Origin of the sequence: Microbacterium sp. NPDC056003 (assembly GCF_042274785.1) — a bacterium.
GTDB lineage: Bacteria > Actinomycetota > Actinomycetes > Actinomycetales > Microbacteriaceae > Microbacterium.
Window position 1 is genome coordinate 347,883 of record NZ_JBHJXQ010000001.1, and the last position, 24,112, is coordinate 371,994.

The following is a 24,112-nucleotide window of genomic DNA, read 5'->3' on the forward strand; positions in this document are numbered from 1 at the left end:
GGCACATCGAGGGGGCCACCCTGGCGCAGAAGACGGACGCGATCACCCGGTGGTGGCGCGGCACCAGCCTGCGCGCGAAGGTCACCGGAGTCACTGTCGCCGTGCTCGCGATGGGCCTCGTGGCCACCGGCGCGGGCGCCACGCTGTTCCTGCGCAACGCGCTGATCGTCAACCTCAACAGCACCGTCGAGCAGGTCGCGGCGACCGAGATCGGCGCCGGACTGTTCGACATCGTGATCATCAACGGCGTCGTGACGGCCGCCGAGAAGGACGACGTTCCCCGCAGCGACTACCACGTCGCCCTGTACCAGCCCGACGGCGAGTTCATCATCTCCGCCGGCGGGAGCGACCCGCAGCCCGACTTCCCGGCCAGCTACCCGCTCGAGAAGGCCGTCACCGCCGGGGTGTCGGCTTTCGAGCTGACGGATGCCGAGACCGGTGCCCGTTTCCGCGCGAGCGTCGCCCCGCTCGAGGTCTCCGGTGGTGTGCTCCTCCCCCAGCTCGTCGCGATGCCCGTCGCTCCCGTGAACCAGGTGGTCGCGACCTTCCTCGGCATCTACACGATCCTGGCGATCATCACGCTGCTCATCGGAGCCGTCGCCACGCGCTGGCTCGTCACGCTCACATTCCGCAGTCTCGGTCAGGTCGAGAGCACGGCCGACGCGATCGCCGGCGGCGAGTTCAGCCTGCGCATGACCGACATCGAGCCCACGTCGACCGAAGTCGGCCGGCTCAAGACGGCCATCAACGCCATGCTCGACCGCGTCGACGCCGCCCTCTCGGAGCGCGATTCCACGGTGCGGCAGATGCGCCGCTTCGTCGGCGACGCCAGCCACGAACTGCGCACCCCGCTGGTGACGGTGCGAGGCTACGCGGAGCTGTACCGGATGGGCGCGATCCGCGGCGACGACGATGTCGCCCAGTCGATGGACCGCATCGAGAAGGAGGCGATCCGGATGGGGGTGCTGGTCGAGGATCTCCTCGCCCTCGCGCGCCTCGACGAACGGCGCGACGTCGTGATCGCCCCTGTGGATCTGCGCCCGGTCGCCCGCGATGCCGCACTCGACCTGCGCGCCTCCGCCCCGCTGCGGCCGGTGACCGTCATCGACACGACCGACGACGATGGAGATCCGACGCCGGCCACCCCCGCTGCTCCCGACGACGGTCCTGATGCACCGGAGAAGCGGCGTGCGCCCGTCACCGCCCTCACGCGGGCCGGCGCGACGCTCTCGCTGCTGCGTCGCAAGCCGAAGCCGATCCCCGCGACGAGCGCCACCGCCGCGAGGGACGTGCCGCCGATCACGCCCGTCGACGAGCCGCCCGCCGCGCCGGGCGCGGCGCTGCCGGTCGTGCTGGGCGACGAGAACCGCATCCGGCAGGTGGTGGCGAACCTGCTCGGCAACGCCCGCCGGTTCACCGCCGAGGACTCACCGATCGAGCTGCGCGTAGGCGCCGACGGCCGGTCGCGCATGGGCTGGATCGAGATCATCGACCACGGCGAGGGCGTCCCCGATCAGATCAAGGACAAGATCTTCCAGCGATTCTGGCGGGCCGACACGTCCCGCACGCGCGAGACCGGCGGCTCGGGGCTCGGCCTGTCGATCGTCGCCTCGATCGTCGAGGCGCTGCACGGCTCGGTCGACGTCACCGACACCGCCGGCGGCGGTGCGACGTTCCGCGTCTCGTTCCCGTTGGCCGCGGAACGGGATGCCGCGGAGCACCTGCACATCGAGACGCAGCCGCTCGAGCGGCTCGAGCTCGACGAGGACTGACCGGCGCTCCTCCCCAGCGCGGCCTCGCCGCGCGCTGTTCCCCAGCAGGCCCGCGGCGCGGCCTGCGGAGCGCTGATGCTTCTAGCGTTGCGGGACACACCAGGGCGCGGCATCCGGTCGCCCCGACGAAGGGAGCACCCATGGCCGTCTTCTCCGTCGACAGCGACGCCGTCCTCGCGACCACCGCGTCTGTCCGCGGCACGATCGAGCGGCTGCAGGCCGAGTCCAACGCGATGATGACCCAGCTCACCCAGCTGCAGTCCTCGTGGACGGGCTCGGCCTCCCTCGCCTTCCATACGGTCGCCGACCAGTGGCGTGCGACCCAGCGCCAGGTCGAGGAGTCGCTGTCGGGCATCAGCGTGGCGCTGGCTGCCGCCGGCCGCCAGTACGCCGAGGCCGAGCAGGCCACGACGAGCCTGTTCCGCTGAGCCTCGGAACGACGAAGGACCCCTCCCGGAGGAGGGGCCCTTCGTAGATCGGGACTGGGTTTCGATACGCGCGCTTCGCGGGCTACTCAACCTTGATCCGTCGCGCGTCAACGCGGCTTCGCCGCATTGACCCGCACCGCATCAAAAGTCCATGCCACCCGTCGGGTCGCCGGCCGGAGCCGCGACCTTCTCGGGCTTGTCGGCCACGACGGCCTCGGTGGTGAGGAACAGGCCGGCGATCGAGGCTGCGTTCTGCAGCGCCGAGCGGGTCACCTTCACCGGGTCGTTGATGCCGGCAGCCAGCATGTCGACGTAGTCGCCCGAGGCGGCGTTGAGGCCCTGGCCGGTGGGGAGCTCCGCCACCTTGTTGGCCACGACGCCCGGCTCGAGACCGGCGTTGAGAGCGATCTGCTTGAGCGGAGCCTCGATCGCGACGCGAACGATGTTGGCGCCGGTCGCCTCGTCGCCCGAGAGCTCGAGACCGCCGAAGGCAGCCTTGCCGGCCTGGATGAGCGCGACGCCACCACCGGGGACGATGCCCTCCTCGACGGCCGCCTTCGCGTTGCGGACGGCGTCCTCGATGCGGTGCTTGCGCTCCTTCAGCTCGACCTCGGTCGCCGCACCGGCCTTGATGACGGCGACGCCACCGGCGAGCTTGGCGAGGCGCTCCTGGAGCTTCTCACGGTCGTAGTCGCTGTCGGTGTTCTCGATCTCGCGACGGATCTGCGTGACGCGTCCCTCGATGGCAGCGGCGTCGCCGGCACCCTCGACGATGGTGGTCTCGTCCTTCGTGATGATGACCTTGCGTGCGCGGCCGAGCAGGTCGAGGGTGGCGTTCTCGAGCTTGAGACCGACCTCCTCGGTGATGACCTGACCGCCCGTGAGGATCGCGATGTCCTGCAGCTGAGCCTTGCGACGGTCGCCGAAGCCCGGAGCCTTGACGGCGACGGACTTGAAGATGCCGCGGATCTTGTTGAGCACCAGGGTCGCAAGAGCCTCGCCCTCGACGTCCTCAGCGATGATCAGGAGCTCCTTGCCGTCCTGGATCACCTTGTCGACGATCGGCAGAAGGTCCTTGATGTTCGAGATCTTCTGGTTGGCGATGAGGATGTACGGGTCCTCGAAGACAGCCTCCTGGCGCTCCGGGTCCGTGACGAAGTAGGGGTTGATGTAACCCTTGTCGAAGCGCATGCCCTCGGTGAGCTCGAGCTCGGTGCCGAAGGTCTGCGACTCCTCGACAGTGACGACGCCCTCCTTGCCGACCTTGTCGATCGCCTCGGCGATCAGCGCGCCGATCTCGGGGTCGCCGGCGGAGATGGAAGCCGTGGCGGCGATCTCCTCCTTGGTCTCGACCTCCTTGGCGTCAGCGAGGAGCTGAGTCGTGATAGCCGAGACGGCCTTCTCGATGCCCTTCTTGAGCGAGATGGGGTCGGCGCCGGCCGCGACGTTGCGCAGGCCCTCGCGGACGAGCGCCTGAGCGAGGACGACCGAGGTGGTCGTGCCGTCACCGGCGACGTCGTCGGTCTTCTTGGCGACCTCCTTGACGAGCTCCGCGCCGATCTTCTCGTACGGGTCGTCGAGCTCGATCTCCTTGGCGATGGACACGCCGTCGTTCGTGATCGTGGGAGCGCCCCACTTCTTCTCGAGCACGACGTTGCGACCGCGGGGGCCAAGCGTCACCTTGACGGCGTCGGCCAGGGTGTTGAGGCCGCGCTCGAGACCGCGACGGGCCTCCTCATCGAAAGCGATGATCTTTGCCATGTGTGTTTCGTCCTCCCAGGACGGGGCTTATGGATTAGCACTCAGCGATCCGGAGTGCTAATCCATTCTGGCACTCACCCCTGGGGAGTGCAAGCCGCGGCGGAGGGTGCCGCACACGCAGGAACGGGATGCCGCAGCATCCCGTTCCGTCGAATCTCGCCCCGTGCGCGCTCAGACCACGCGCACCGACTCCGCCTGCGGCCCCTTCTGCCCGGTGCCGACGGTGAACTCGACGGTCTGGCCCTCTTCCAGCACGCGGAATCCCGTCATGTCGATGTTCGAGTAGTGGACGAAGACGTCCTGCCCTTCGGCCGTGATGAAGCCGAAGCCCTTCTCGGCGTTGAACCACTTGACGGTGCCCTGAGTCATGCGAATCTCCTGTTGCTGGTACGACAGGGTTCATCGTATGCACGCGGCACCACCGCCAGGAGGCCGCTCGAGGACTTGTTGACACGCAGAGACACAACTGTTTACCCCCGCGTAACACTGGGGTTCTCTCCGTGCGTCGCGCGGCGTCAGGGAGTGGGTGTGCTGCTCTGCCCAGCGGCGGTGCGGTCCAGTCCGATCACCACGGTCAGCTGCCGGATGTCGGGATCGGCGGGCTGATAGACCTCGCTCTGCTCGATGCGCGCTCCGCCGATCACGTCGGCGAGGCCGGCGGCAGCGGCCTGGTCCTCGGGGGCGAGGTAGAACACCGTCGTCTCGGGGAAGTCGTCGGCACTCGCATCGCTCGGCAGCACCTGCCCGTCGGGCCAGCCGGCGGCGACCACGACGTCCTTCATCTGCGTCGCAAGGCCCTTCTCGGGCGTCGCGTTGAGGATGGTCACCTGGTAGCTCGTGTCGAGCACCGGGGTCACCTGGACGGTCGGCTCGACCGTGGGCTGAGGCGTGGGGAAGAGCTCGATGCGGCCCGCGGCGAGCAGCGTGCCGAAGATGCCCACGGCGACGAGGACGATCGTGGCGAGCGCCGCCCACAACAGCACCACCCAGCCGCGCATCCGGGGATTCTCCGCCCGGTGGGCGCCGACCCGGCCCTCTTCCGGAAGATCGTCGAAGCGATCCCGCGGGTAGGTCGTTTTCGGCACTCCACGATGTTACAAGGGTGCGCCCGTCCGTCCGCCCAGGCTGGCCGCGGGGCGGGTCTACCCGAGATCGCCGGCGGCGCGGCCGATCCGAGCCTGCGCGCGGGCGTCGCGCAGCCGGCGCAGACGCTTCACCAGCATCGGGTCGTGCGCCTGCGCGTCGGCGGTGTCGATGAGGCGGCCGAGCAGCTGGTAGTAGCGGGCCGGTGACAGGCCGAGCTCCGCGCGGATCGCCTCCTCCTTCGCACCCGCATGCCGCCGCCACTCCGCCTCGAAGCCGAGGATGGCGCGGTCGCGGTCGGAGAGGGGCACGACCTCACGCTAACGGCCGAGCCCCGCTTCGCTGCCGCGCCACTCCACGGACGCGCCGAGCGGATCGACTGCAGCCAGCGGAACTCCGTCGCGACCGAGCACGAACCCGCCCCACGACTCCGCCGACACCGGCGTTCGCCACGCGTCGTGCAGGCCGGGAGGGTCGATCGAGATCCACACGGCGTCCAGTTCCCGCAGCGCGGCCAGCAGCCGCTCCCTCCCCGCGCGCGGGATGTGCGGCAGCACGCCGGGCGTCGTGACGACGAGCGTCGCGCCGCGCGGCGCCCGCGCCGCGGCAGCCTGGAGCACCCCGGGTTCGGAGGCGTCGCCCGCGATCATGGCCGGCGGCTCGGCGGCGACGATGTCGAGTGCCGCCCGGATGCGCTCGACCCGGCCGGTCTCCCCCGGCCACACCAGCGAGGTCAGGAACGCGCGGTCCCGCGGGTCGGCGGCGTCGAGCGGGGCGAGGTCGACCCCGGCGCGCCACACCACATCCGGGAGCCGCAGCGGGGGGTCGCCGCTCACGTCGCACTCGAGCACGACGCGCGACGGCCCCGCCGCGGGGTCGAGCGACGGTCCGCCCCGGTAGCGGTAGGAGTAGCGGTCCGGGTAGAGGCACAGCCCGGCGCTCGCACCCAGCTCGAGGAGGGCGAGAGGTCCGTCGAGCGTGCTCAGGGCGGGCAGGAGCGCTGCGCAGCGCTGCGGCTCGTTGGTCTGAAGACGGCGACGGGATGCCTCGGCCACGACCGCGTCGGCATGCTCGGCGAGCCACGCCGCCCACGCCCGGTAACCGGCTTCGGGGGCGCCCAGCATGCGCGTCACCGCGAAGACGAGCGGCGGCTGGCGGCGGGTCGGCGCGATCCTGCCGAGAATGGCCGCGGTCTCGGGGTCGGAGGCCACACCGGCCGCCCACTCGGCGTAGAGCGGCGAGCGCCCCGGAGCCTCGACACGGGCGAAGCGGTCGTAGCGCTCGGCGACGGCTGCGGCATCCGATTCCACTCCCCCATTCTCACCGCCCGCTCGCAGGAAGCACGGAGCCGTCGCGCTGAGACTGGGGTTGAATGGATGGGTTCCACACGTACGAAGCCCGGAGGAGTCATGACCTACACCGTCGACAAGAGCGACGACCAGTGGCGCGAGGAGCTCTCTCCGCAGCAATACGCCGTGCTCCGCGAGGCGGGCACCGAGCGGGCGTGGACCGGAGAGCTGCTCGACGAGAGCCGCGCCGGCCTGTACACGTGCGCGGCCTGCGGCGCCGAGCTGTTCCAGAGCGGCACCAAGTTCGACTCGCACTGCGGCTGGCCGAGCTTCTACGAGTCGATCCGTCCTGAGGCGGTCGAACTCATCGAGGACACCAGCCACGGCATGGTGCGCACCGAGGTGCGCTGCGCGGCGTGCGGGTCGCACCTGGGGCACGTCTTCCCCGACGGGTTCGGCACCCCGACCGGCGACCGGTACTGCATGAACTCGATCTCGCTCGCCTTCACGCCGGAGGGATCCGCCGAGTGAGCGCGCCATCGGGCTCCGCGCTCGAGGCGGTGCGTGCCCGGCGGTCCTGGTCGAAGGTCACCGACGAGGCTCCGACGCACGCCGAGCTGCTCACCCTCGTCGCGGCGGCGGGTCGGGTCGCCGATCACTCGTCGCTGCGGCCCTGGCGGCTGATCGAGCTGCGCGGGTCCGACCGCGAGCGGCTCGGGCGCGCGATCGCCAAGGTCCAGGGCGACAAGAGTCCCTCCACGAAACCGCTGCGCGCGCCGCTGCTCATCGCCGTCGTCGCGAGCTACAAGAAGAGCGACAAGGTGCCGCGCTGGGAGCAGGAGGCCGTGGCGTCGGGCGTCGCCCACGTGCTGAGCCTGCTGCTCGACGAGGCCGGCTGGGGCGTCATCTGGCGCACCGGCGGCTACACCCGCGCGAAGGCGATGGCCAAGGCGCACGGACTCGACAAGAACGAGCAGCTGCTCGGGTGGCTCTACGTCGGCGGCAAGCCGCCGCGCGAGCGCCTCGGGCGCCGCAAGGCCATCGAGGCGCGCAAGCTCGTCTCGCGCATGCCGACGTCGAAGAAGGACTGACGCGGCGCGCGCGGCGCGCGCGTCCGCCGGCGCCCGCCGCCCCATCACGTGAGGTGCGGGTCAGCGCCGCCGGCGGCGCCACGGCACGGCCGCGACCACGACCGAAGCCAGCGCGACGACGACCATTGCGAGCTGCTGCACCGGGCCAGGGCTCGCCGGCGCCGGCCAGGCCATGTCGAGCACGAACGACGTCACCAGCTGACCGACGACGGCGCCCAGTCCGAGCAGCAGCACGCCGGTGTACTGCACGATCGCGGCCGACATGAAGATGTAGACGACGCCGAGCGCGCCGCCGATGTAGAGCCACGCGTCGGTGGGAAGCGGCTGCGGCGCGCCGACCAGCGCGACGTGCACGGCAGCGGCGACGCCGAGGATCAGCGTTCCGCCGGTGAAGTTCACGAGGGTGGCCGTGAGCGGCGTTCCGACTCGCTGGCGCAGCCGGCCGTTCGTCGCCTGCTGCCACGCGATCGCGATGCCGGCGAGGAACGGGAGCACCAGCATCCATACCGGCACGTCGGCGAGTCCGTCGCCGACGAGGGCGAGGGCGACCGCGGCGAGCGCGAGCACGCCGCCCAGAAGGCGCGGCACCGTGACCGCGACCACGCCGGCGGGCCCGAATCCCACCCGGTCGAGGAGCAGTCCGCTCACCGTCTGCCCGGCGACGACGCCGACGGTGAAGAGCGAGACGCCGATGAGACCGACGGCCAGGCCCTGCGTGGCGACCGTGAGGGCTCCGGCGGCGCCGCCTGCCAGCATCCACCACGGAATCGTCCGTCCCCGCACGCCGGAAATGAGGCGGCCGACGCCTGCGCGGCCCGAGGGCAGCAGCACGGAGAGCACGACGACGATCACCAGCCCGGAGCCGAACGAGATGGCGGCGGCGACGAAGCCGTCGTCGAGGCGGACGCCGAGCTGGCCGTTCACCCGGGCTTGCACGGCGGTCATCATGCCGATGGCCGCGGCGATCGCGAGCGCGAGCCAGGCGGGTATGCGCGCCCGCGACGAGGAGGCGGAGGACATCGAGCCGGCTACGGGACTTGAACCCGTAACCCCCTAATTACAAGTTAGGTGCGCTACCAATTGCGCCAAGCCGGCAGTGCCCCTCAGTCTACCGACGGCGCAGCGTGCCCGCCGCGCGGGATCACGGGGTCGGCGTGGGCGTCGGAGTCGGCGTCGGCGTCTCTTCAGCCGCATCGCTCGCGACGGTGAGGACGAACTGCGCGAACTCCTTGGGGTCGTTCAGGGCGCCGACGTACGGCGTCCCGTTCACGAGCACCATCGGCGTGCCGGTCAGCGCGAGGCCGTCGGTGCCGGGAAGGCCGCCGAGCGCACGCTCGGTCGCGCTCTTCGCCCACGACGTGAAGTCCTGATCCTCGATGCACGCGCGGACGACCTTGGCGCCGTCGGCACCCGACGCGATCGCCATGGCGGCGAGCTCGCTGTCGGTGTAGCCGTCGGAATCGACCTCGGGCTGCTGCGTGAGGAGGGTGTTGTTGAACGCGAAGAAGTAGTCCGGCGAATGCGTGGCGACGCAGGCCGCCGCTCCCGCTGCACGCAGCGAGTACTTGGTGCCGTTCGACTTCGACGTGAGCATCGCCACCGGGTAGTAGGTGAGCGTCGCGGCGTCTTCGCTGACCCACTTCGACAGCTGCTGCACGTTGGCCAGCTGGAAGTCGCGCGAGCCGGAGGACAGATAGTCGACGTACACGCGGATGTCGGCGGCGGGCCGCTCGGTCGGGGTCGGCGTCGGCGTGGGAGTCGGGGTGGCCGTGGGCGTCGGCGTCGGCGTCGGCGTCGCGGTGCCCTCGATCGTGCCGGCCTTGTTCTGGTCGTTCTCGGTCGTGAGGCCGGCACCGGTGACGCCGGTGACGACGAAGCCGCCGTTGCTGACGTTCTGCGGGCTGAGCATGGGCTTCGACGCGGCCGACGAGACGGCCCACGTGACGACGATGGCGGCGACGGCGACCACGGCGATCGCGACGGCCGAGACCGTGGCGACGCGGATCAGGCGAGCGCGCGACTGGCGCGCCTGTACCTGCTGCGCCTTCTCTCGCACGGCGTCACGCCGCTCGCTGGGGGCAGCGGCGTTCGATGACTCGTCGCTCGACATGGAACCTCTCGGGACGGTTGCGGGTGCCGGGATGGGCGTGACCATCCGGGGGAACGGCCGCTCACGATGCTAGCCAGCCACCCTGTGAAATGCCCAGACGGAGGCTCCACGCGCGCCGTGTCATACTTGTCCTTGCGCCCGAAGAAGGGCGTGCGGGCCAAGCCCCCGCTCATTCCTCACTACGGATCGTCCGGCACGTACCTGCCGGTGAAGGAGAAGAGAACATGGCGTCCGTCACGTTTGACAACGCAACCCGCCTGTACCCCGGGGGCACGCGCCCCGCTGTGGACAAGCTCGACCTCGAGATCGCCGATGGCGAGTTCCTGGTCCTCGTCGGCCCCTCGGGCTGCGGAAAGTCCACCTCGCTGCGCATGCTGGCCGGCCTCGAAGAGGTCAACTCGGGCCGCATCCTCATCGGCGACCGCGACGTCACCGACGTCCCGCCGAAGGACCGCGACATCGCGATGGTGTTCCAGAACTACGCGCTGTACCCGCACATGACGGTCGCCGAGAACATGGGCTTCGCCCTGAAGATCGCCGGCGTCGGCAAGGAAGAGCGCGCCGCGCGCGTCCTCGAGGCTGCGAAGCTCCTCGACCTCGAGCAGTACCTGACCCGCAAGCCGAAGGCGCTCTCGGGCGGCCAGCGTCAGCGTGTCGCCATGGGCCGAGCGATCGTGCGCCAGCCGCAGGTGTTCCTCATGGACGAGCCGCTGTCGAACCTCGACGCCAAGCTCCGCGTGCAGACCCGTACCCAGATCGCGTCGCTGCAGCGCCGCCTGGGCGTCACCACGGTCTACGTCACGCACGACCAGACCGAGGCCCTCACGATGGGTGACCGCATCGCGGTGCTCAAGGACGGCCTGCTCCAGCAGGTCGGCACCCCGCGCGACCTCTACGAGAACCCGAGCAACGTGTTCGTCGCCGGCTTCATCGGCTCGCCGGCCATGAACCTGTTCCCGGCCGACCTGGTCGAGGGCGGCATCCAGTTCGGCACCGAGGTCGTCCCGGTCGACCGTGACACCGCCGGCCGCGCGCACGGCAGCCAGGTCACCGTCGGCGTCCGTCCCGAGGACATCGTCGTCGGCCCGTCCGACGGCAAGGGCCTCTCGGTCGTCGTGGACCTCGTCGAGGAGCTCGGTGCCGACGGCTACCTCTACGGTCACACCGACATCGGCGGCAAGCGCACCGACCTCGTCGCCCGTGTGGACGGCCGCAACCACCCCAACGCGGGCGAGACGGTCACCCTCGCGGCGACGGCGGGCCACGTGCACGCCTTCGACCTCGAGACCGGCGAGCGCCTCAACGACAAGCCGGTCGTCTCGGCGTAACCGATTTCCGGTCGTAACGGCGCGGGTGGGAGAATTCCCCCCGCGCCGTTGCGCATTTCCAGGAGGGTGATCGTGCCGGAGTCGTTGAGCATCACGGCCAGCAGCGTCGACCCGGGGCTGCTCACGCTGCCGTGGTCGACCACACTCGCGGACTGGCCTTCGAGCAACATCGTCTACCTGCCGAAGGGCATCTCGCGGCACCTCGTCCGCTTCGCCAACCTGTCGGGGCGCGTCGTCGCCATCAAGGAGACGACCGCGCAGATGGCCCGGCGCGAGTACGACATGCTCGGCAACCTCGACCGCCTCGACGTGCCGTGCGTGCAGCGCATCGCGGTGATCGCAGGGCGGACGGATGCCGCGGGCAAGCCCCTCCCTGCCGCGCTGGTGACCGCGCACCTGAAGTTCTCGCTCCCCTACCGCGCGCTGTTCACGCAGGTGCTGCGGCCCGACACGGCGACCCGCCTCGTCGACGCCCTGGCCGCCCTGCTCGTGCGACTGCACAACGTCGGCTTCTTCTGGGGCGACGTCTCGCTGTCGAACACGCTCTTCCGCCGCGATGCGGGCGCCTTCGCGGCCTACCTCGTCGACGCCGAGACCGGCGAGCTGCACGAGACGGGTCTGACGCCAGGGCAGCGCGCGCACGACCTCGACGTCGCCCGCACCAACATCGCCGGGGAGATCATGGATCTCGAGGCGGGCGGCCGGCTCGAGGGCGGCGTCGACGCGATCGCGATCGCCGACGGCATCGTCTCGTCCTACCACTCGCTGTGGGCGGCCCTGCACGACAAGGAGTCGTTCGGCGTCGACGAGTCGTGGCGGCTCACCGAGCGGGTGCAGCGCCTCAACGACCTCGGCTTCGACATCGGCGAGATGTCGATCCAGACGACGGCCGACGGCACGCGCGTGTCGATCCAGCCCAAGGTGGTCGACGCCGGGCACCACACGCGCCGGCTCATCCGACTCACCGGGCTCGATGTCGAGGAGAACCAGGCACGGCGCCTGCTGAACGACCTCGACGAGTTCCGCGTGCGCATCTCGCGCCTCGGCGACGACGAGGAGATGGTCGCGCACGAGTGGCTCACCCGCGTCTTCGAGCCCGTCGTGAAGGCGATCCCGTGGGACCTGCGCGCCAAACTCGAGCCCGCCGAGGTGTTCCACCAGGTGCTCGAGCACCGCTGGTACATGTCGCAGGCGCGCGGCCGCTCGGTCCCCCTCGCCGAGGTGCTCACGAGCTACATCGACGAGGTGCTGCGCCATCGCCGCGACGAGGCCACCCTCATGGGGCCGCCGACCGAGACCGTGTCGCTCTCGGTGGTCACCTCGAGCATGCCGGTCGTCGACGACGACGAGGACGACGACATCGACTGGCGCGACCTCGTCTGACCAGGCTCGTCGCCGGCGTCAGTAGCCGACGGTGAAGCGCTTGCGCGGGTGCTTCGGGTGCTCGATCTCGTCGACGACGGCGACGGCCAGGTCGGCGCCCGAGATGAACGACTCGCCCTCGGCGTCGGTGACGATGACGTCGCCGCCGGTGCGGTACGAGCCGGTGCGCTCGCCCGGGTTCCAGGCGCCGAACCCGCCGGCCGGGTGCACGTAGAACCAGTCGCGCGACTCGGGTCCGGCCTTGAGGTCCTCCAGGATCCCGATCGCCTCGAGCGCCTCGGCCTTGTAGTCCTCGGTGAACGACGGCAGGTCGACGACCCGCTCGCCGCCCTCGGTGACGAGGCTGCCGCCCGCACCGCCGATCACGCCGACGCGCACGTCGTCCGGCAGCAGTGAGACCAGCGCGGCGACGTTGGGGCGGACCAGGCCCTCCATCTCGCCGCGCGCGGCCACGGCCGACACGACCACGTCGACGCCTTCCAGCTGCACCAGCAGGTCGGGCACATCGGTCAGCGAGCCCTCGATGTACAGGGCGCCCTCATGCCGCTCGCTCGGGATGCGCCGTGCGATTGACAGCACGGTGTGACCGCGGCTCACGGCCTCGGCGACGATGTGACGGCCGGCGTATCCCGAGCCTCCGATGACGGCGATGCGTGCCATGTCCTGCCTTTCGACGTGTGGTGCCGGCGACGGCCGGCTCTCGGATCACAAGCGGAGTGCGGCCGGGTTCATTCCCGGGAATGCGCCGGGCCGCGGCATCCGCTCAATCCTGCTTCTGCGCGCGCAGGGTCGCGACCTGGTAGAGCGAGACGGATGCTGCGATCCCGGCGTTCAGCGACTCGGTGGCGCCCGAGATCGGAATCGACACGATCTGGTCGCAGGTCTCGGTGACGAGACGCGACAGTCCCTTGCCCTCGGAGCCCACGACGATCACAACGGGACGGTCGGCCAGCTCGAGGCTCGGCAGAGAGACGTCGCCGCCGCCGTCGAGGCCGAGGATGAACACGCCCTGCTTCTTGAACTCCTTGAGCATCGACGTGAGGTTGGCGGCGATCGCCACCGGGATGCGGGCCGCGGCGCCCGCGCTGGTCTTCCAGGCAGCCGAGTTCACACTCGCCGAGCGCCGCTGCGGCACGATCACACAGTGACCGCCGAAGGCGGCCGTCGACCGGATGATCGCGCCGAGGTTGCGGGGGTCGGTGACGCCGTCGAGGGCGACGAACAGCGGCGTCTGGCCCGCGTCGATGACCTCCTCGAGGAGGTCCTGCGGGTGGGCGTACTCGTACGGCGGCACCTTCAGCGCGACGCCCTGGTGCACGCCGTCGAAGCCGGCCATGCGGTCGAGCTCGGGCCGCGTGACCTCGAGCACCGGGATGCCGCGGTGCGTGGCGATCGAGAGCATCTCCTTCACGCGGTCGTCCATCTCGACGCGCTGCGCGATGTAGAACGCCGTCGCGGGGATCTTCGCCCGCAGCGCCTCGAGCACCGAGTTGCGGCCGGTGACCGTCTCGGTGTCGTCGTCCTTCTTCCCGCGGGGCGCGCGGTTCTGGCCCGAGCCACCGGGCTTTCCCTTGCCGCCCGCGGCGGTGTAGCGCTCAGCGGCCGCCTTGCGCTTGCCGGCGGGATGCCACGCGCGGTCCTCCGCCTTCGGGGTCGGTCCGCGACCCTCGAGAGAGCGCTTGTTCTTGCCTCCGGTGCCCTTGGTGGGGCCCTTCTTGCCCTTTGCGGCGCCGGGGCGTCCTGGCTTAGCCATCTGTTCTCCTCACGCGGGGCTGCGCCCCGTCGGCTCCGCGGCGCGGAGCAGGGGTATCGGCGATACCCCAGTGTGTTCCGTCTGCGCTGTCTTCCAGCGTGATTCCTGCCGCGGCGATCGCATCGCGGATGCGGTCGGCCGCCGCCCAGTCCTTGGCTGCCCGCGCGTCGGCGCGCTGGGCCAGCATCGTCTGCACCAGGGCGTCGAGAGCGGATGCCTCGGCCGAGGCATCCGTCGACGTCCACTGCTCGTCGAGCGGGTCGACGCCGAGGATGCCGGTCATCTTCCTCACCTGCAGCGCCCACTCCCACGCGCCGGCGTCGTCGCCCGCGTCGAGAGCGGAGTTGCCCGCGCGGACCGCCTCGTGCACGACCGCAAGCGCCTGGGGAACGCCGAGGTCGTCGTCCATCGCCGACGCGAACGCCTCGGGCACCCCGTCGGACCACGGGCCGCCCGACTCGGGCTCCGCATGCTCCGCGTCGGCGTCGACACCCTCGGGCCGCTCGGCGCTCCACTCGAACGGGCTCGGCATGCGCTGCACGCGCTCGAGGAACGTGCGGATGCGGTCGACGGCCGCGCGGGCCTCGTCGAAACCGCGCTGCGAGACGTCGAGGCTGGAGCGGTAGTGGGCGGCCAGCAGGGCGTAGCGGATGACCAGCGGGTCGAACTCCTCGAGCGCATCGGCGGCGAGCACGAAGTTGAACAGCGACTTCGACATCTTCTGGCCGTTCACCGTCACGAGGCCGTTGTGCACCCAGTACCGGGCGAACGGGTCGCCGGCCGCGGTGGACTGGGCGAGCTCGTTCTCGTGATGCGGGAAGCGCAGGTCGAGGCCGCCGCCGTGGATGTCGAACTCGGGGCCGAGATAGCGGCGCGACATGGCGGAGCACTCGATGTGCCAGCCGGGCCGGCCGGGCCCCCAGGGCGAGTCCCACGTCGCCGAGGACGGCTCGTCGACCTTGGCGCCCTTCCACAGGGCGAAGTCGCGGGGGTCGCGCTTGCCGCGCGGATCGGCGTCGGCGGCCGGCTCCATCGCGTCGAGGCTCTGCCGGGTCAGGTCGCCGTAGGACGGCCACGACCGGACGTCGAAGTACACGTCGCCCGCGGCATCCGTCCCCTCCTTCGCGGAGTAGGCGTGACCCTTCTCGATCAGGCGCTCGATCAACTCCTGCATCTGCGGGATGGACGCGGTCGCGCGCGGCTCGTAGGTGGGGGGAAGGATGCCGATCGCGGTGTACGCGCGGGTGAACTCGAGTTCCATGCGGTAGGCCAGCGCCCACCACGGCTCGCCGTCGGAGGCGTTCGCGAGCACCTTGTCGTCGATGTCGGTGACGTTGCGCACGAACGTCACGCGACCGTGGCGGTAGGCGAGCCAGCGACGCAGGATGTCGAAGCTCAACGCGCCGCGGAGGTGGCCGATGTGCGGGCCGGACTGCACCGTCGGGCCGCAGACGTAGATGGTGACATTCGAGGGGTCGAGCGGAACGAAGTCGCGCAGAGCCTGAGCCTTGCTGTCGTAGAGCTGAACCGTCACCGCATCAGCCTACCGGCCGGGTATCCGCTAGAACTGAGTGTGATGCATGTGCTCGCCGTCCTCGCCGCCGCAATGCTCTTCGGTACCACGGGCACGTCGCAGGCGCTCGGACCCGAGGGCACCACCCCGCTGTCGATCGGCGTGATGCGAATGGTCATCGGCGGCACCGGACTGGCGGTCCTCGCGTTCCTGCTCGCCGCCCGCCACGCGCGTCGCCGGCCGGCCGACGCTGCTCCCCCACCCCGGCTGACGCTGCGGCCGCTGTCGCTCATGGTGCTGACCGGGGCCTGCCTGTCGGTGTACCAGCCGCTGTTCTTCCTCGGCACCGGGCTCAACGGCGTCGCGGTGGGCACCGTGGTCGCGCTCGGATCCGCGCCGATCCTCGCCGGGCTGCTGGAGTGGGCGCTGACGCGACGGATGCCGTCACCGACCTGGATGGGCGCGACGGCCCTCGCGACGCTCGGCGTGGTGCTGCTCGGCTTCGGCGGCGAGGCGGGAGGCACCGGCGGCACCGACCCGCTGGGGCTGCTCGGCTCGATCGGCGCGGGGGCCTCGTTCGCGGTCATCGCCAACGCCCAGCGCCGTCTGCTCGACGACGGCTGGGATCCGTTCACCGTTGTCGGCGCCATGGGCGCCTCGTCGGCGGTGCTGTGCGCGCTCGCGCTGCCGTTCGTCGATCTCGCCTGGCTCGAAACCACGAGCGGCGTCGTCATGGCGCTGTGGCTCGGGCTCGGGACGATCTCCATCGCCTACGTTCTGTTCACCTGGGGGCTCAGCGGGCTCACCGCCGCGACCGCCGCCACGCTCACGCTCGGCGAGCCGCTGACCGCGAGCATCCTGGGCATCAGCGTGCTCGGTGAGCAGCTCTCGGTGCTCGCGATCGTCGGGCTCGTCGTGCTCGCGGCCGGCCTCGCATTGCTCGCGTGGGGCTCCCGCGGCCCCCGCGACCCGAAGCCGTACGCGGTCGAGGCCTGACGAAACCTGTCCGCAACGCGCGGGTGGCACACTGGCCTGCGACATGCACGCCACGATCCGCATCCAGCCCGACGACCTGAGCGGCGACGCCACGCGGCGGCTCATCGCGTTCCACCTCGCCGGCATGCGCGAGACCTCGCCGCCCGAGAGTGTCCACGCTCTCGATATCGACGCGTTGCGCGACCCCGCCGTCTCGTTCTGGTCGGCGTGGGTCCACGATGACCTCGCGGGCATCGGCGCACTCAAGAGGATGGACGCCGAGCGCGGCGAGCTGAAGTCGATGCGGGTCGACGACCGCTTCCGCGGCTACGGCATCGGACGCGCGCTGCTGCGGCACATCGTGGCGGAGGCCCGCGCACGCGGCATGACGAGCCTGTGGCTCGAGACGGGAAGCACGGAGGAGTTCCTCCCCGCCCAGCGGCTCTACGAGAGCGAGGGGTTCACCGAGTGCGGGCCGTTCGAGGGCTACGCGGTGGATCCCTACTCGATGTTCATGACCCGCACGCTCTGACCGCGACGGGCGCCGCCGCGTCGACCGGATCAGGCGATTCGGCGAGATCAGGCGGATCCGGCGCAGAACGGCCTGAATCCGCCGAATCCCCTGATCCGGCGACGGGGGACGACGAGTCAGGCCTTGACGACCAGCGCCACCGCGAAGGCCGCGACTCCCTCACCCCGGCCGGTGAACCCCAGCCCGTCGGTCGTCGTGGCCGACACCGATACCGGCGCGCCGCCGAGCGCCGCCGACAGGGTCGCCTCGGCCTCGGCCCGGCGCGCCGCGAAGCGCGGGCGGTTCGCCTGCACCTGCACCGAGACATTGCCGACCCGCCAGCCGGCCTCGCCGAGCAGTCCGAGCGTGCGGCCGAGGAACACATCGGCATGCGCGCCGGCGTACTCCGGGTGGTCGGTGCCGAAGTGAGTGCCGATGTCGCCCAGTCCGGCGGCCGCGAGCAGAGCGTCGACGATGGCGTGCGCGACCGCGTCGCCGTCGGAGTGCCCCGACAGGGCCCGCTCCCCCGGCCATTCCAGGCCCGCCAGCCAGAGCGCGCCCTCGCCGCCGAACGCGTGCACGTCGGTGCCGAGCCCGACCCGCGGGATCGCGACGTCGTGCTCGATGCGCGCCGAGGTGGTCGCGATCGGCCGGTCGGCGACGATGCTGCGCGCGCGGTCGAGGTCGTCCGCGGTCGTGATCTTGAAGGCGAGCGGATGCCCCGTCACGGCCGCGATGGCATGGCCGGCGTCGGCCACGAGCGCGGCGTCGTCGGTGAAGTCGGCGGTCGCGTCCCGATAGGCGGCGTCGAGCACCTCGCGCTGGAACCCCTGGGGCGTCTGCGCGGCGGACAGCTCAGACCTGTCCACCCCGCCGATGATCTCGGCGCCGTCGACGCGCTTGATCGTGTCGACGACGGGCAGCACGGGGATCGCCGCGGCCTGGCCCGACTCGATCGCCTCGATCACCCTCATGAACACCTCGGGCGGCGTGAGCGCCCGCGCGGCGTCGTGCACGAGCACGATCTCGACGTCGGCCCACAGCGCCGACAGCCCGGCCTGCACCGACGCCTGGCGGGTCGCCCCACCGGGTACGACCGTCACGAGGTCGCGGCGGTCGCCCGCGGCCTCGAGGGCTTCGCTCAGCGCATCGCCCTCGCGCCCGCGCGGGGCGACGACGACGACCTGCGCGGCGGGGGCGTCGAAGACGCGCTCCAGCGCGTGGCGCAGGATCGTGTGCCCGTCGATGCCGACGAACCCCTTCGGCGCCCCGGCGCCCAGCCGCGTGCCTGATCCGGCCGCGACCACGATGATGCCGATGCGGGGAACGGGTGCGATGGTCACCCGATCCACGCTAGCGGGTGCCGCGTGAGGTCAGGAGAACGCTGAAGGGGCGGGGCCTCAGGAGGCGAGGACCTCGTCGAGGATGACGCTGGCCTTCTCTTCGTCGGTCTTCTCAGCGAGCGCGAGCTCCGACACGAGGATCTGCTTCGCCTTCGCGAGCATCCGCTTCTCGCCGGCCGAGAGGCCGCGGTCCTGATCGCGGCGCCACAGGTCGCGCACGACCTCGCTGACCTTGATCACGTCGCCGGAGGCGAGCTTCTCGAGGTTCGCCTTGTAGCGGCGGGACCAGTTCGTGGGCTCCTCGGTGAAGGGAGCGCGCAGCACCTCGAAGACCTTGTCGAGGCCTTCCTTGCCGATCACATCGCGTACGCCGACCAGATCGACGTTCTCAGCGGGGACCTCGATGATCAGGTCACCCTGCGTGACGTTGAGCTTCAGGTATTTCTTGGTCTCACCCTTGATGATGCGGTCTTTGACCTCGATGATCGTTGCCGCGCCGTGGTGGGGGTAAACGACCGTCTCGCCAACCTCAAAAAGCATGGAGTTATGTCCTTTCGGCAACCTCCAGGATACCACAGGCGACATACGCTAAGGTTCTCCACCCCGGGCGCCGGGGAGGCGCCCCACAGCCGTCGCGCCGACCCCCTAGAATGCTGAAGAAGCCGTCATCCGTCCTGGGAGGATCTGTGAACTCGCGCCGCCTCATCGCGTCGATCGCCGTCGGGGCCGCTCTGGCTCTCGGAACGACCGGCTGCAGCATGATCTCGCCGCAGGCGACGACCATCGAGTACTCGGCGGCAGAGGGCGTGAACGTCTACGACAACGGCCCGCTCGACGTGCGCAACGCGTTCATCGTCGCGAACGAAGACGGCTCCGCCGGCAACTTCGTCGCCGCCATCGTGAACGACACCGATGAGTCGCACACGCTGCGCATCGAGCTCGGCGAGGGCTCCTCGTCGATCCCCCTCACGGTGCGCGTGCCCGCGAAGACGACGATCAGCCTCGGCGCCGACGGTGAAGACCCCATCCTGGTCGAAGACCTCGACACGCCTGCGGGCGCCGACATCCCCGGTTACTTCCAGTCGGGCGACGCCGGAGGCACGCTCATCCCGGTGCCCGTCCTCGACGGCGAGCTTCCGTACCTCGCGCCGCTCGTGCCGAGCGTGGCCGAGGCCACCGAGGGCTGAGCCCGCACCCGACGACATCGAAGCCCGCCGGCGCAGATGCGCGGCGGGCTTCGTCGTGCCGGGTCTGTCTCGATCAGCCCTCGAAGCGGTAGCCGAGACCGCGCACCGTCACGAGCATGACGGGCGCACTCGGGTCGACCTCGATGCGCGAGCGGATGCGCTTGATGTGCACGTCGAGCGTCTTGGTGTCGCCGAAGTAGTCGCTCCCCCAGACGCGGTCGATGAGCTGGCCACGGGTCAGCACCCGGCCAGCGTTGCGCATCAGCACCTCGAGCAGCTCGAATTCCCTGAGGGGCATGCTGATCTCAGCGCCGTCCACCGCGACCGTGTGCCGATCGATGTCGAGCACCACGCGCCCGGCGTCGAGGACGCGCTCGTCCAGGTCGGCGTCGACCTGTGCGAACCGGCGCAGCACCGCCCGCATGCGCGCGAGCAGCTCACGGGCCGAGTACGGCTTCGTGACGTAGTCGTCCGCGCCGAGCTCGAGCCCCACGACGATGTCGACCTCGGAATCCTTCGCCGTCAGCATGATGATCGGCACCGTCGACGTGCTGCGGATCTGCCGAGCCACCTCGGTCCCCGGCATCCCCGGAAGCATGAGGTCGAGCAGGAGGATGTCGGCGCCGCGCTCGCGGAACGCGGTGAGCGCCGCCGGTCCGTCCTCGGCGATCTCGACCTCGAAGCCCTCGCGGCGGAGCAGGTAGGCGAGCGGGTCGGCGAGGTCGGGCTCGTCCTCGACGATCAGGACGCGGGTCATACAGGTTCTCCGTTCGTAGAGAGGGGGCGGGATGCTTCGGCGCGCGAGCGCTTCTTGCTCTTCCTGCGACCGCGCTGGGGATCCGCCTGGTCGGCGGGCGGCGCGATCTCGGGCAGCCGGATGGTGAAGGTGGAGCCGCGTCCGGGGCGCGACCAGAGTCGCACCTCGCCGCCGTGGCGCTGGACCGCGTGCTTCACGATCGACAGCCCCAGCCCGCTTCCCCCGGTGCGACGGGCGCGGGCGGGGTCGGCGCGGTAGAAGCGCTCGAACACGCGGTCCTGGTCGCCCTCGGCGATGCCGATGCCCCGGTCGGTGACGGCGATCTCGACGACGCCGTCGACCGACTTCACGCCCACGCCGACACTCGAACCCTGCGGCGAGTAGGCGATCGCGTTGGCCACGAGGTTGCCCACCGCCTCGCTCAGCACCTGCGCGTCGCCGCGCACCCAGAGGCCGCGCGTGCCGCCTCGCACGACGTCGACGCCGGCGGAGCCGGCCTGGATGGCGTGGGTGTCGACCGCGGCTGCCACCACCTCGTCGATCGAGACGTCGCGCTCCTCGGTGAGCTCGTCGGCGGACTGCAGGCGCGACAGGTTCAGGATGCGCGACGTCAGGAGCGCGAGCCGGTTCGCCTCGGCAGTCAGCCGCGACGCGAAGATCCGCACCTGAGGCGGGTCGTCGGCGGCCGACTCGATCGCCTCGGCGAGGAGCGTCACGGCACCGACGGGCGTCTTCAGCTCGTGGCTCGTGTTCGCCACGAAATCCCGCCGCATCTGCTCGACGCGCTCGCGCTCGGTGATGTCTCGGATCACGAGGAGCGTCAGCCGGGGCGAGATGGGCGTGGCCCGCACGACGACCAGGCGGGGCTCCGCGGGTGGCGCGCCGCGGTGCAGACGCAGTGTCGCCGTCTCCGACGTGGTGCCCGCCCGGACGGTGCGCACGAGCGCACGAAGCTGCTCGTCCGGCATCGCGCGGCCCTCGGAGAGCTGGAACGGCGCGGCGGCCGCAGAGGCCGCCAGCACGGTGAACGATGCATCGGCGACGACGGCCGCCTCGTCCATGCCGTGCAGCACTTCGCGCACCCCGTCCGGGATGGCGAGCGACGTCTCGACCCGCGCGCGGTCGCGTGCACGCAGCGCGATGACGATGACCGCGGCGACGGAGCCCCCGATGACGACGCCGGCGAGGAGGGCGAGCAGCGCGAGCTGCGTCGTGTCCATGGCACCAGCGTAGAGGGCGCGTCCGGGCGCGATCGTCCGGAGCAGCCGTGTGCGGGCCGCGGCCGGATACTATTCACCGCGGCGGCACCGTCCGTTAACCTTCGCGGGCGAGGATCGCCCCATCGCGCAGGCGGAAGCCTGCCCCGAAGAGGAAAGGTGCGTCGGAATGCGCGAAGTCTTCCACCAGTCACTCGAGGACGTCCAGGCTCGGCTCGTCGAGATCGCGGAGCTGGTCACGGTGGCGATCGACAAGGCGACGCAGGCGTTCGGCACGAGCGACGTCGGCCTCGCCGAGGAGGTCATCGAGGCAGACGACGTCATCGACGAGAAGGCGGTCGCGCTCGACGAGCTCGCGATCGAGATCCTCGCCAGGCAGCAGCCCGTCGCACGCGACCTGCGCATCGTCGTGAGCGCGCTGCGCATGAGTGCGTCGCTGGAGCGTATGGGCGACATCGCCGAGCACATCGCGCAGCTCACCCGCATGCGCTTCCCCGACCGCGCGATCCCGAAGGGACTGAAGTCCACGTTCCTCAAGATGGGCCGGCTCGACGTCGAGGCCGCCCGCCTCCTCACCGAGCTGCTGCGCACTCAGGACGGCGACCTCATCGAGGCGATCCGCAGCGCCGACGACGAGCTCGACGACCTGCATGTCGCGGTGTTCGAGAAGGTGCTCAGCGACAGCTGGCAGGGCGAGGCGGCCGCGACCGTCGACGCGACGCTCGCGAGCCGCTACCACGAGCGGTTCGGCGACCACGCGGTGTCGGTGGCGAAGAAGGTCGCATACCTCTCGACCGGCGACTGGACCCCGTCGACCGACGCGATCGAGATCATCACGAAGGGCTGAGCCCGGGAATCGAAGAAGGGACCGGATGCCTCGGGCGAGGCATCCGGTCCGTTCTTCGTCTGTGCGGGTTCGGGCTACTTCTTGCCCTGGGCGGCGACGGCGGCGGCGCCGGCCGCGGCAGCCTCGGGGTCGAGGTACTCACCCGGTGCGATGGGCTTGAGGTCTTCATCGAGGCGGTAGACCAGCGGGATGCCGGTGGGGATGTTCAGCTCGGCGATGTCGGCGTCGCTGATGCCGTCGAGGTGCTTCACGAGACCGCGCAGCGAGTTGCCGTGCGCCGTGACGAGCACGGTCTTACCGGCCTTCAGGTCGGGGACGATGTCGCTGCGCCAGTACGGCAGCATGCGGTCGATGACGATCTTCAGCGACTCGGTGTCGGGCACCTCGCCGTCGATGCCGACGTAGCGCGGGTCGCCGACCTGGCTGTACTGGTCGTCGGCGGGCAGCGGCGGCGGCGGCACGTCGAACGAGCGGCGCCACAGCATGAACTGCTCGTTGCCGAACTCCTCGAGGGTCTGTGCCTTGTCCTTGCCCTGCAGCGCGCCGTAGTGGCGCTCGTTCAGGCGCCACGAGCGCTTGACGGGGATCCACAGGCGGTCGGCTGCGTCGAGGGCGATGTCGGCGGTCTGGATGGCGCGGCTCAGCACCGAGGTGTGCAGGACGTCGGGAAGGATGCCGGACTCGGCGAGCAGCTCGCCGCCCCGCTGGGCCTCGGCCTTGCCCTGGTCGGTGAGGCGGACGTCGACCCATCCCGTGAACTGGTTGGTCTTGTTCCACTCGCTCTGGCCGTGGCGGAGGAGGATCAGCGTGTAGGGCGCAGTCATGGCCCCCATGATATCGGCGCGGCGGCAGCCGCTCCGGGCCGATGACGTGGCATTGCGCTCCACGCGGGCTCACAGGCGGCCGGTGGCACGATGGACCGGTGAGCTCCGTCCGACCCCCGGCTGGGCCGGTGGTCGGGCAGATCACGCGCGGCACCACGGGTACCAATCGCCTGCGCCGCGTCGACCGCTGGATCGCGCGGCACTCCGCGCTGCGCCGTGCGGCCGATCCGCTCGTGGTGGACCTCGGCTACGGCGCGAGCGGCGTGACGGCGTTCGAGCACTGGGCCCGGCTCTCGGCCGCCCGGCCCGATGTCGAGGTGCTGGGACTCGAGATCGACCCGACCCGGGTGACGCGTGCGCGCGCCCAGCTGCAGCGGGTTCGGGCGGGGGCGACGCCCTTCGCCGCGCACGCGCACGTCTCGTTCGCGCGCGGAGGTTTCGAGGTGCCGGTGGCCGGCAGCCGGCGCCCGGCGATCATCCGCGCGATGAACGTGCTGCGTCAGTATGACGAGGCCGACGTCCCGGCGGCCTGGGGGTCGATGACATCGCGGCTGGCCCCCGGCGGCGTGCTCGTCGAAGGCACGTGCGACGAGATCGGCCGCATCGCGACGTGGGTCGCGCTGGGCGACGACGGCGCGCCTCGCACGTTCACGATCTCGCTGCGGCTGGCGGAGCTCGAGCAGCCGTCGATCGCGGCGGAGCGCCTGCCCAAGGCCCTCATCCACCGCAACGTGCCGGGCGAGCGCATCCACGACCTGCTGCGGCAGCTCGACACCGAGTGGGCGCGCGCTGCGCGAGTATCGCCCTTCGGTCCCGTCGAGCGCTGGCGCACCGCGCTCGCGGGGCTCGCGGCATCCGGCTGGCCCCTTCTCGAACGCTCGCGGTGGCGACTCGGCGAACTGACGCTGCCCTGGGAGGCGGTGACCCCCGCGAGCTGAGA

Annotated in this window: 26 protein-coding genes and 1 tRNA gene; 11 read left to right on the forward strand and 16 right to left on the reverse strand. The window is 70.9% G+C overall.

Going from position 1 to position 24,112, the window contains the following annotated elements; all coding sequences use genetic code 11:
• Positions 1–110: 110 nt before the first annotated feature.
• Both ACFC1W_RS01565 and ACFC1W_RS01570 read left to right on the forward strand, forming a co-directional pair.
• Positions 111–1,772, forward strand: coding sequence for a sensor histidine kinase (locus tag ACFC1W_RS01565; protein WP_375991358.1), 1,662 nt, complete (start codon positions 111–113; stop codon positions 1,770–1,772).
• A 140-nt stretch (positions 1,773–1,912) separates the two neighbouring features.
• Positions 1,913–2,200 carry a WXG100 family type VII secretion target gene (locus ACFC1W_RS01570; protein WP_375987807.1) on the forward strand — a complete coding sequence of 96 codons (288 nt, stop codon included), beginning with the start codon at positions 1,913–1,915 and terminating at the stop codon, positions 2,198–2,200.
• 141 nt (positions 2,201–2,341) lie between these two features.
• Here ACFC1W_RS01570 and groL read toward each other — a convergent pair whose 3' ends face one another.
• From groL to ACFC1W_RS01595, 5 genes are all read right to left on the reverse strand, one after another.
• Complete coding sequence (groL, locus tag ACFC1W_RS01575) at positions 2,342–3,961, reverse strand: chaperonin GroEL (protein ID WP_375987809.1); 1,620 nt, start codon at positions 3,959–3,961, stop codon at positions 2,342–2,344.
• A gap of 171 nt (positions 3,962–4,132) precedes the next feature.
• The gene (locus tag ACFC1W_RS01580) at positions 4,133–4,330 is read right to left on the reverse strand and encodes a cold-shock protein (protein ID WP_191765706.1); all 198 of its coding nucleotides are present in this window, start codon (positions 4,328–4,330) and stop codon (positions 4,133–4,135) included.
• 146 nt (positions 4,331–4,476) lie between these two features.
• Positions 4,477–5,046 carry a LytR C-terminal domain-containing protein gene (locus tag ACFC1W_RS01585; protein ID WP_375987811.1) on the reverse strand — a complete coding sequence of 190 codons (570 nt, stop codon included), beginning with the start codon at positions 5,044–5,046 and terminating at the stop codon, positions 4,477–4,479.
• A gap of 57 nt (positions 5,047–5,103) precedes the next feature.
• The gene (locus tag ACFC1W_RS01590; RefSeq protein WP_375987813.1) at positions 5,104–5,355 is read right to left on the reverse strand and encodes a DUF3263 domain-containing protein; all 252 of its coding nucleotides are present in this window, start codon (positions 5,353–5,355) and stop codon (positions 5,104–5,106) included.
• Positions 5,356–5,364: 9 nt separating this feature from the next.
• The gene (locus tag ACFC1W_RS01595) at positions 5,365–6,354 is read right to left on the reverse strand and encodes a DUF2332 family protein (RefSeq protein WP_375987815.1); all 990 of its coding nucleotides are present in this window, start codon (positions 6,352–6,354) and stop codon (positions 5,365–5,367) included.
• A 99-nt stretch (positions 6,355–6,453) separates the two neighbouring features.
• On the opposite strand from ACFC1W_RS01595, the gene msrB reads away from it, so the two are divergent.
• Both msrB and ACFC1W_RS01605 read left to right on the forward strand, forming a co-directional pair.
• Positions 6,454–6,864 carry a peptide-methionine (R)-S-oxide reductase MsrB gene (gene msrB / locus ACFC1W_RS01600; RefSeq protein ID WP_375987817.1) on the forward strand — a complete coding sequence of 137 codons (411 nt, stop codon included), beginning with the start codon at positions 6,454–6,456 and terminating at the stop codon, positions 6,862–6,864.
• Complete coding sequence (locus tag ACFC1W_RS01605; protein ID WP_375987819.1) at positions 6,861–7,424, forward strand: nitroreductase family protein; 564 nt, start codon at positions 6,861–6,863, stop codon at positions 7,422–7,424. The genes msrB and ACFC1W_RS01605 overlap by 4 nt, the downstream gene beginning before the upstream one ends.
• Positions 7,425–7,484: 60 nt before the next feature.
• Here the strand turns inward: ACFC1W_RS01605 and ACFC1W_RS01610 are convergent, their stop codons facing one another.
• The 3 genes from ACFC1W_RS01610 to ACFC1W_RS01620 all read right to left on the reverse strand — a co-directional run bounded on the left by ACFC1W_RS01610 (position 7,485) and on the right by ACFC1W_RS01620 (position 9,534).
• Positions 7,485–8,444, reverse strand: a complete 960-nt coding sequence (locus ACFC1W_RS01610; protein ID WP_375987821.1) for a DMT family transporter — start codon at positions 8,442–8,444, stop codon at positions 7,485–7,487.
• Positions 8,445–8,446: 2 nt separating this feature from the next.
• Positions 8,447–8,519: transfer RNA gene (locus ACFC1W_RS01615), tRNA-Thr, on the reverse strand.
• Positions 8,520–8,565: 46 nt separating this feature from the next.
• On the reverse strand, positions 8,566–9,534 hold the full coding sequence (locus ACFC1W_RS01620) for a DsbA family protein (RefSeq protein WP_375987823.1): 969 nt from the start codon (positions 9,532–9,534) through the stop codon (positions 8,566–8,568).
• 224 nt (positions 9,535–9,758) lie between these two features.
• Here ACFC1W_RS01620 and ACFC1W_RS01625 point away from each other — a divergent pair, with 224 nt between their 5' ends.
• Positions 9,759–10,862, forward strand: coding sequence for an ABC transporter ATP-binding protein (locus tag ACFC1W_RS01625; protein WP_375987825.1), 1,104 nt, complete (start codon positions 9,759–9,761; stop codon positions 10,860–10,862).
• A 72-nt stretch (positions 10,863–10,934) separates the two neighbouring features.
• Positions 10,935–12,245: a DUF4032 domain-containing protein gene (locus tag ACFC1W_RS01630; RefSeq protein WP_191765714.1), complete on the forward strand. Its 1,311-nt coding sequence runs from the start codon at positions 10,935–10,937 to the stop codon at positions 12,243–12,245.
• An 18-nt stretch (positions 12,246–12,263) separates the two neighbouring features.
• Here the strand turns inward: ACFC1W_RS01630 and ACFC1W_RS01635 are convergent, their stop codons facing one another.
• The 3 genes from ACFC1W_RS01635 to cysS all read right to left on the reverse strand — a co-directional run bounded on the left by ACFC1W_RS01635 (position 12,264) and on the right by cysS (position 15,532).
• A complete protein-coding gene (locus tag ACFC1W_RS01635) occupies positions 12,264–12,905 on the reverse strand; it encodes an NAD(P)-dependent oxidoreductase (RefSeq protein WP_375987827.1) in 642 nt (213 codons plus the stop codon).
• A gap of 103 nt (positions 12,906–13,008) precedes the next feature.
• On the reverse strand, positions 13,009–13,998 hold the full coding sequence (gene rlmB, locus ACFC1W_RS01640) for a 23S rRNA (guanosine(2251)-2'-O)-methyltransferase RlmB (protein WP_375987829.1): 990 nt from the start codon (positions 13,996–13,998) through the stop codon (positions 13,009–13,011).
• Entirely contained in the window at positions 13,991–15,532 is a 1,542-nt protein-coding gene (gene cysS / locus ACFC1W_RS01645) for a cysteine--tRNA ligase (RefSeq protein WP_375987831.1), read from the reverse strand. The genes rlmB and cysS overlap by 8 nt, the downstream gene beginning before the upstream one ends.
• Positions 15,533–15,574: 42 nt before the next feature.
• Here cysS and ACFC1W_RS01650 point away from each other — a divergent pair, with 42 nt between their 5' ends.
• Together ACFC1W_RS01650 and ACFC1W_RS01655 are read left to right on the forward strand one after the other, a co-directional pair.
• Positions 15,575–16,507, forward strand: coding sequence for a DMT family transporter (locus ACFC1W_RS01650; RefSeq protein ID WP_375991361.1), 933 nt, complete (start codon positions 15,575–15,577; stop codon positions 16,505–16,507).
• A 43-nt stretch (positions 16,508–16,550) separates the two neighbouring features.
• On the forward strand, positions 16,551–17,018 hold the full coding sequence (locus ACFC1W_RS01655) for a GNAT family N-acetyltransferase (protein WP_375987833.1): 468 nt from the start codon (positions 16,551–16,553) through the stop codon (positions 17,016–17,018).
• A 116-nt stretch (positions 17,019–17,134) separates the two neighbouring features.
• Here ACFC1W_RS01655 and ispD read toward each other — a convergent pair whose 3' ends face one another.
• A complete protein-coding gene (gene ispD / locus ACFC1W_RS01660) occupies positions 17,135–18,340 on the reverse strand; it encodes a 2-C-methyl-D-erythritol 4-phosphate cytidylyltransferase (RefSeq protein ID WP_375987835.1) in 1,206 nt (401 codons plus the stop codon).
• Between the two features lie 57 nt (positions 18,341–18,397).
• On the reverse strand, positions 18,398–18,880 hold the full coding sequence (locus ACFC1W_RS01665) for a CarD family transcriptional regulator (protein WP_191765721.1): 483 nt from the start codon (positions 18,878–18,880) through the stop codon (positions 18,398–18,400).
• 146 nt (positions 18,881–19,026) lie between these two features.
• Here ACFC1W_RS01665 and ACFC1W_RS01670 point away from each other — a divergent pair, with 146 nt between their 5' ends.
• Positions 19,027–19,527, forward strand: coding sequence for a DNA modification methylase (locus ACFC1W_RS01670; protein ID WP_375987837.1), 501 nt, complete (start codon positions 19,027–19,029; stop codon positions 19,525–19,527).
• A gap of 73 nt (positions 19,528–19,600) precedes the next feature.
• On the opposite strand, the gene ACFC1W_RS01675 is transcribed toward ACFC1W_RS01670, so the two are convergent.
• Positions 19,601–20,284, reverse strand: coding sequence for a response regulator (locus ACFC1W_RS01675; protein ID WP_375987839.1), 684 nt, complete (start codon positions 20,282–20,284; stop codon positions 19,601–19,603).
• The gene (locus ACFC1W_RS01680; RefSeq protein ID WP_375987841.1) at positions 20,281–21,504 is read right to left on the reverse strand and encodes a sensor histidine kinase; all 1,224 of its coding nucleotides are present in this window, start codon (positions 21,502–21,504) and stop codon (positions 20,281–20,283) included. Before ACFC1W_RS01680 ends, ACFC1W_RS01675 begins: the two co-directional genes overlap by 4 nt.
• 166 nt (positions 21,505–21,670) lie before the next feature.
• Between ACFC1W_RS01680 and phoU the strand changes: the two genes are divergently transcribed.
• Positions 21,671–22,348, forward strand: coding sequence for a phosphate signaling complex protein PhoU (gene phoU / locus ACFC1W_RS01685; RefSeq protein ID WP_241111138.1), 678 nt, complete (start codon positions 21,671–21,673; stop codon positions 22,346–22,348).
• Between the two features lie 74 nt (positions 22,349–22,422).
• On the opposite strand, the gene ACFC1W_RS01690 is transcribed toward phoU, so the two are convergent.
• Entirely contained in the window at positions 22,423–23,172 is a 750-nt protein-coding gene (locus ACFC1W_RS01690) for a phosphoglyceromutase (protein WP_375987843.1), read from the reverse strand.
• Positions 23,173–23,270: 98 nt separating this feature from the next.
• On the opposite strand from ACFC1W_RS01690, the gene ACFC1W_RS01695 reads away from it, so the two are divergent.
• Entirely contained in the window at positions 23,271–24,110 is an 840-nt protein-coding gene (locus ACFC1W_RS01695; RefSeq protein ID WP_375987845.1) for a class I SAM-dependent methyltransferase, read from the forward strand.
• The last annotated feature ends 2 nt before the right edge of the window (positions 24,111–24,112 follow it).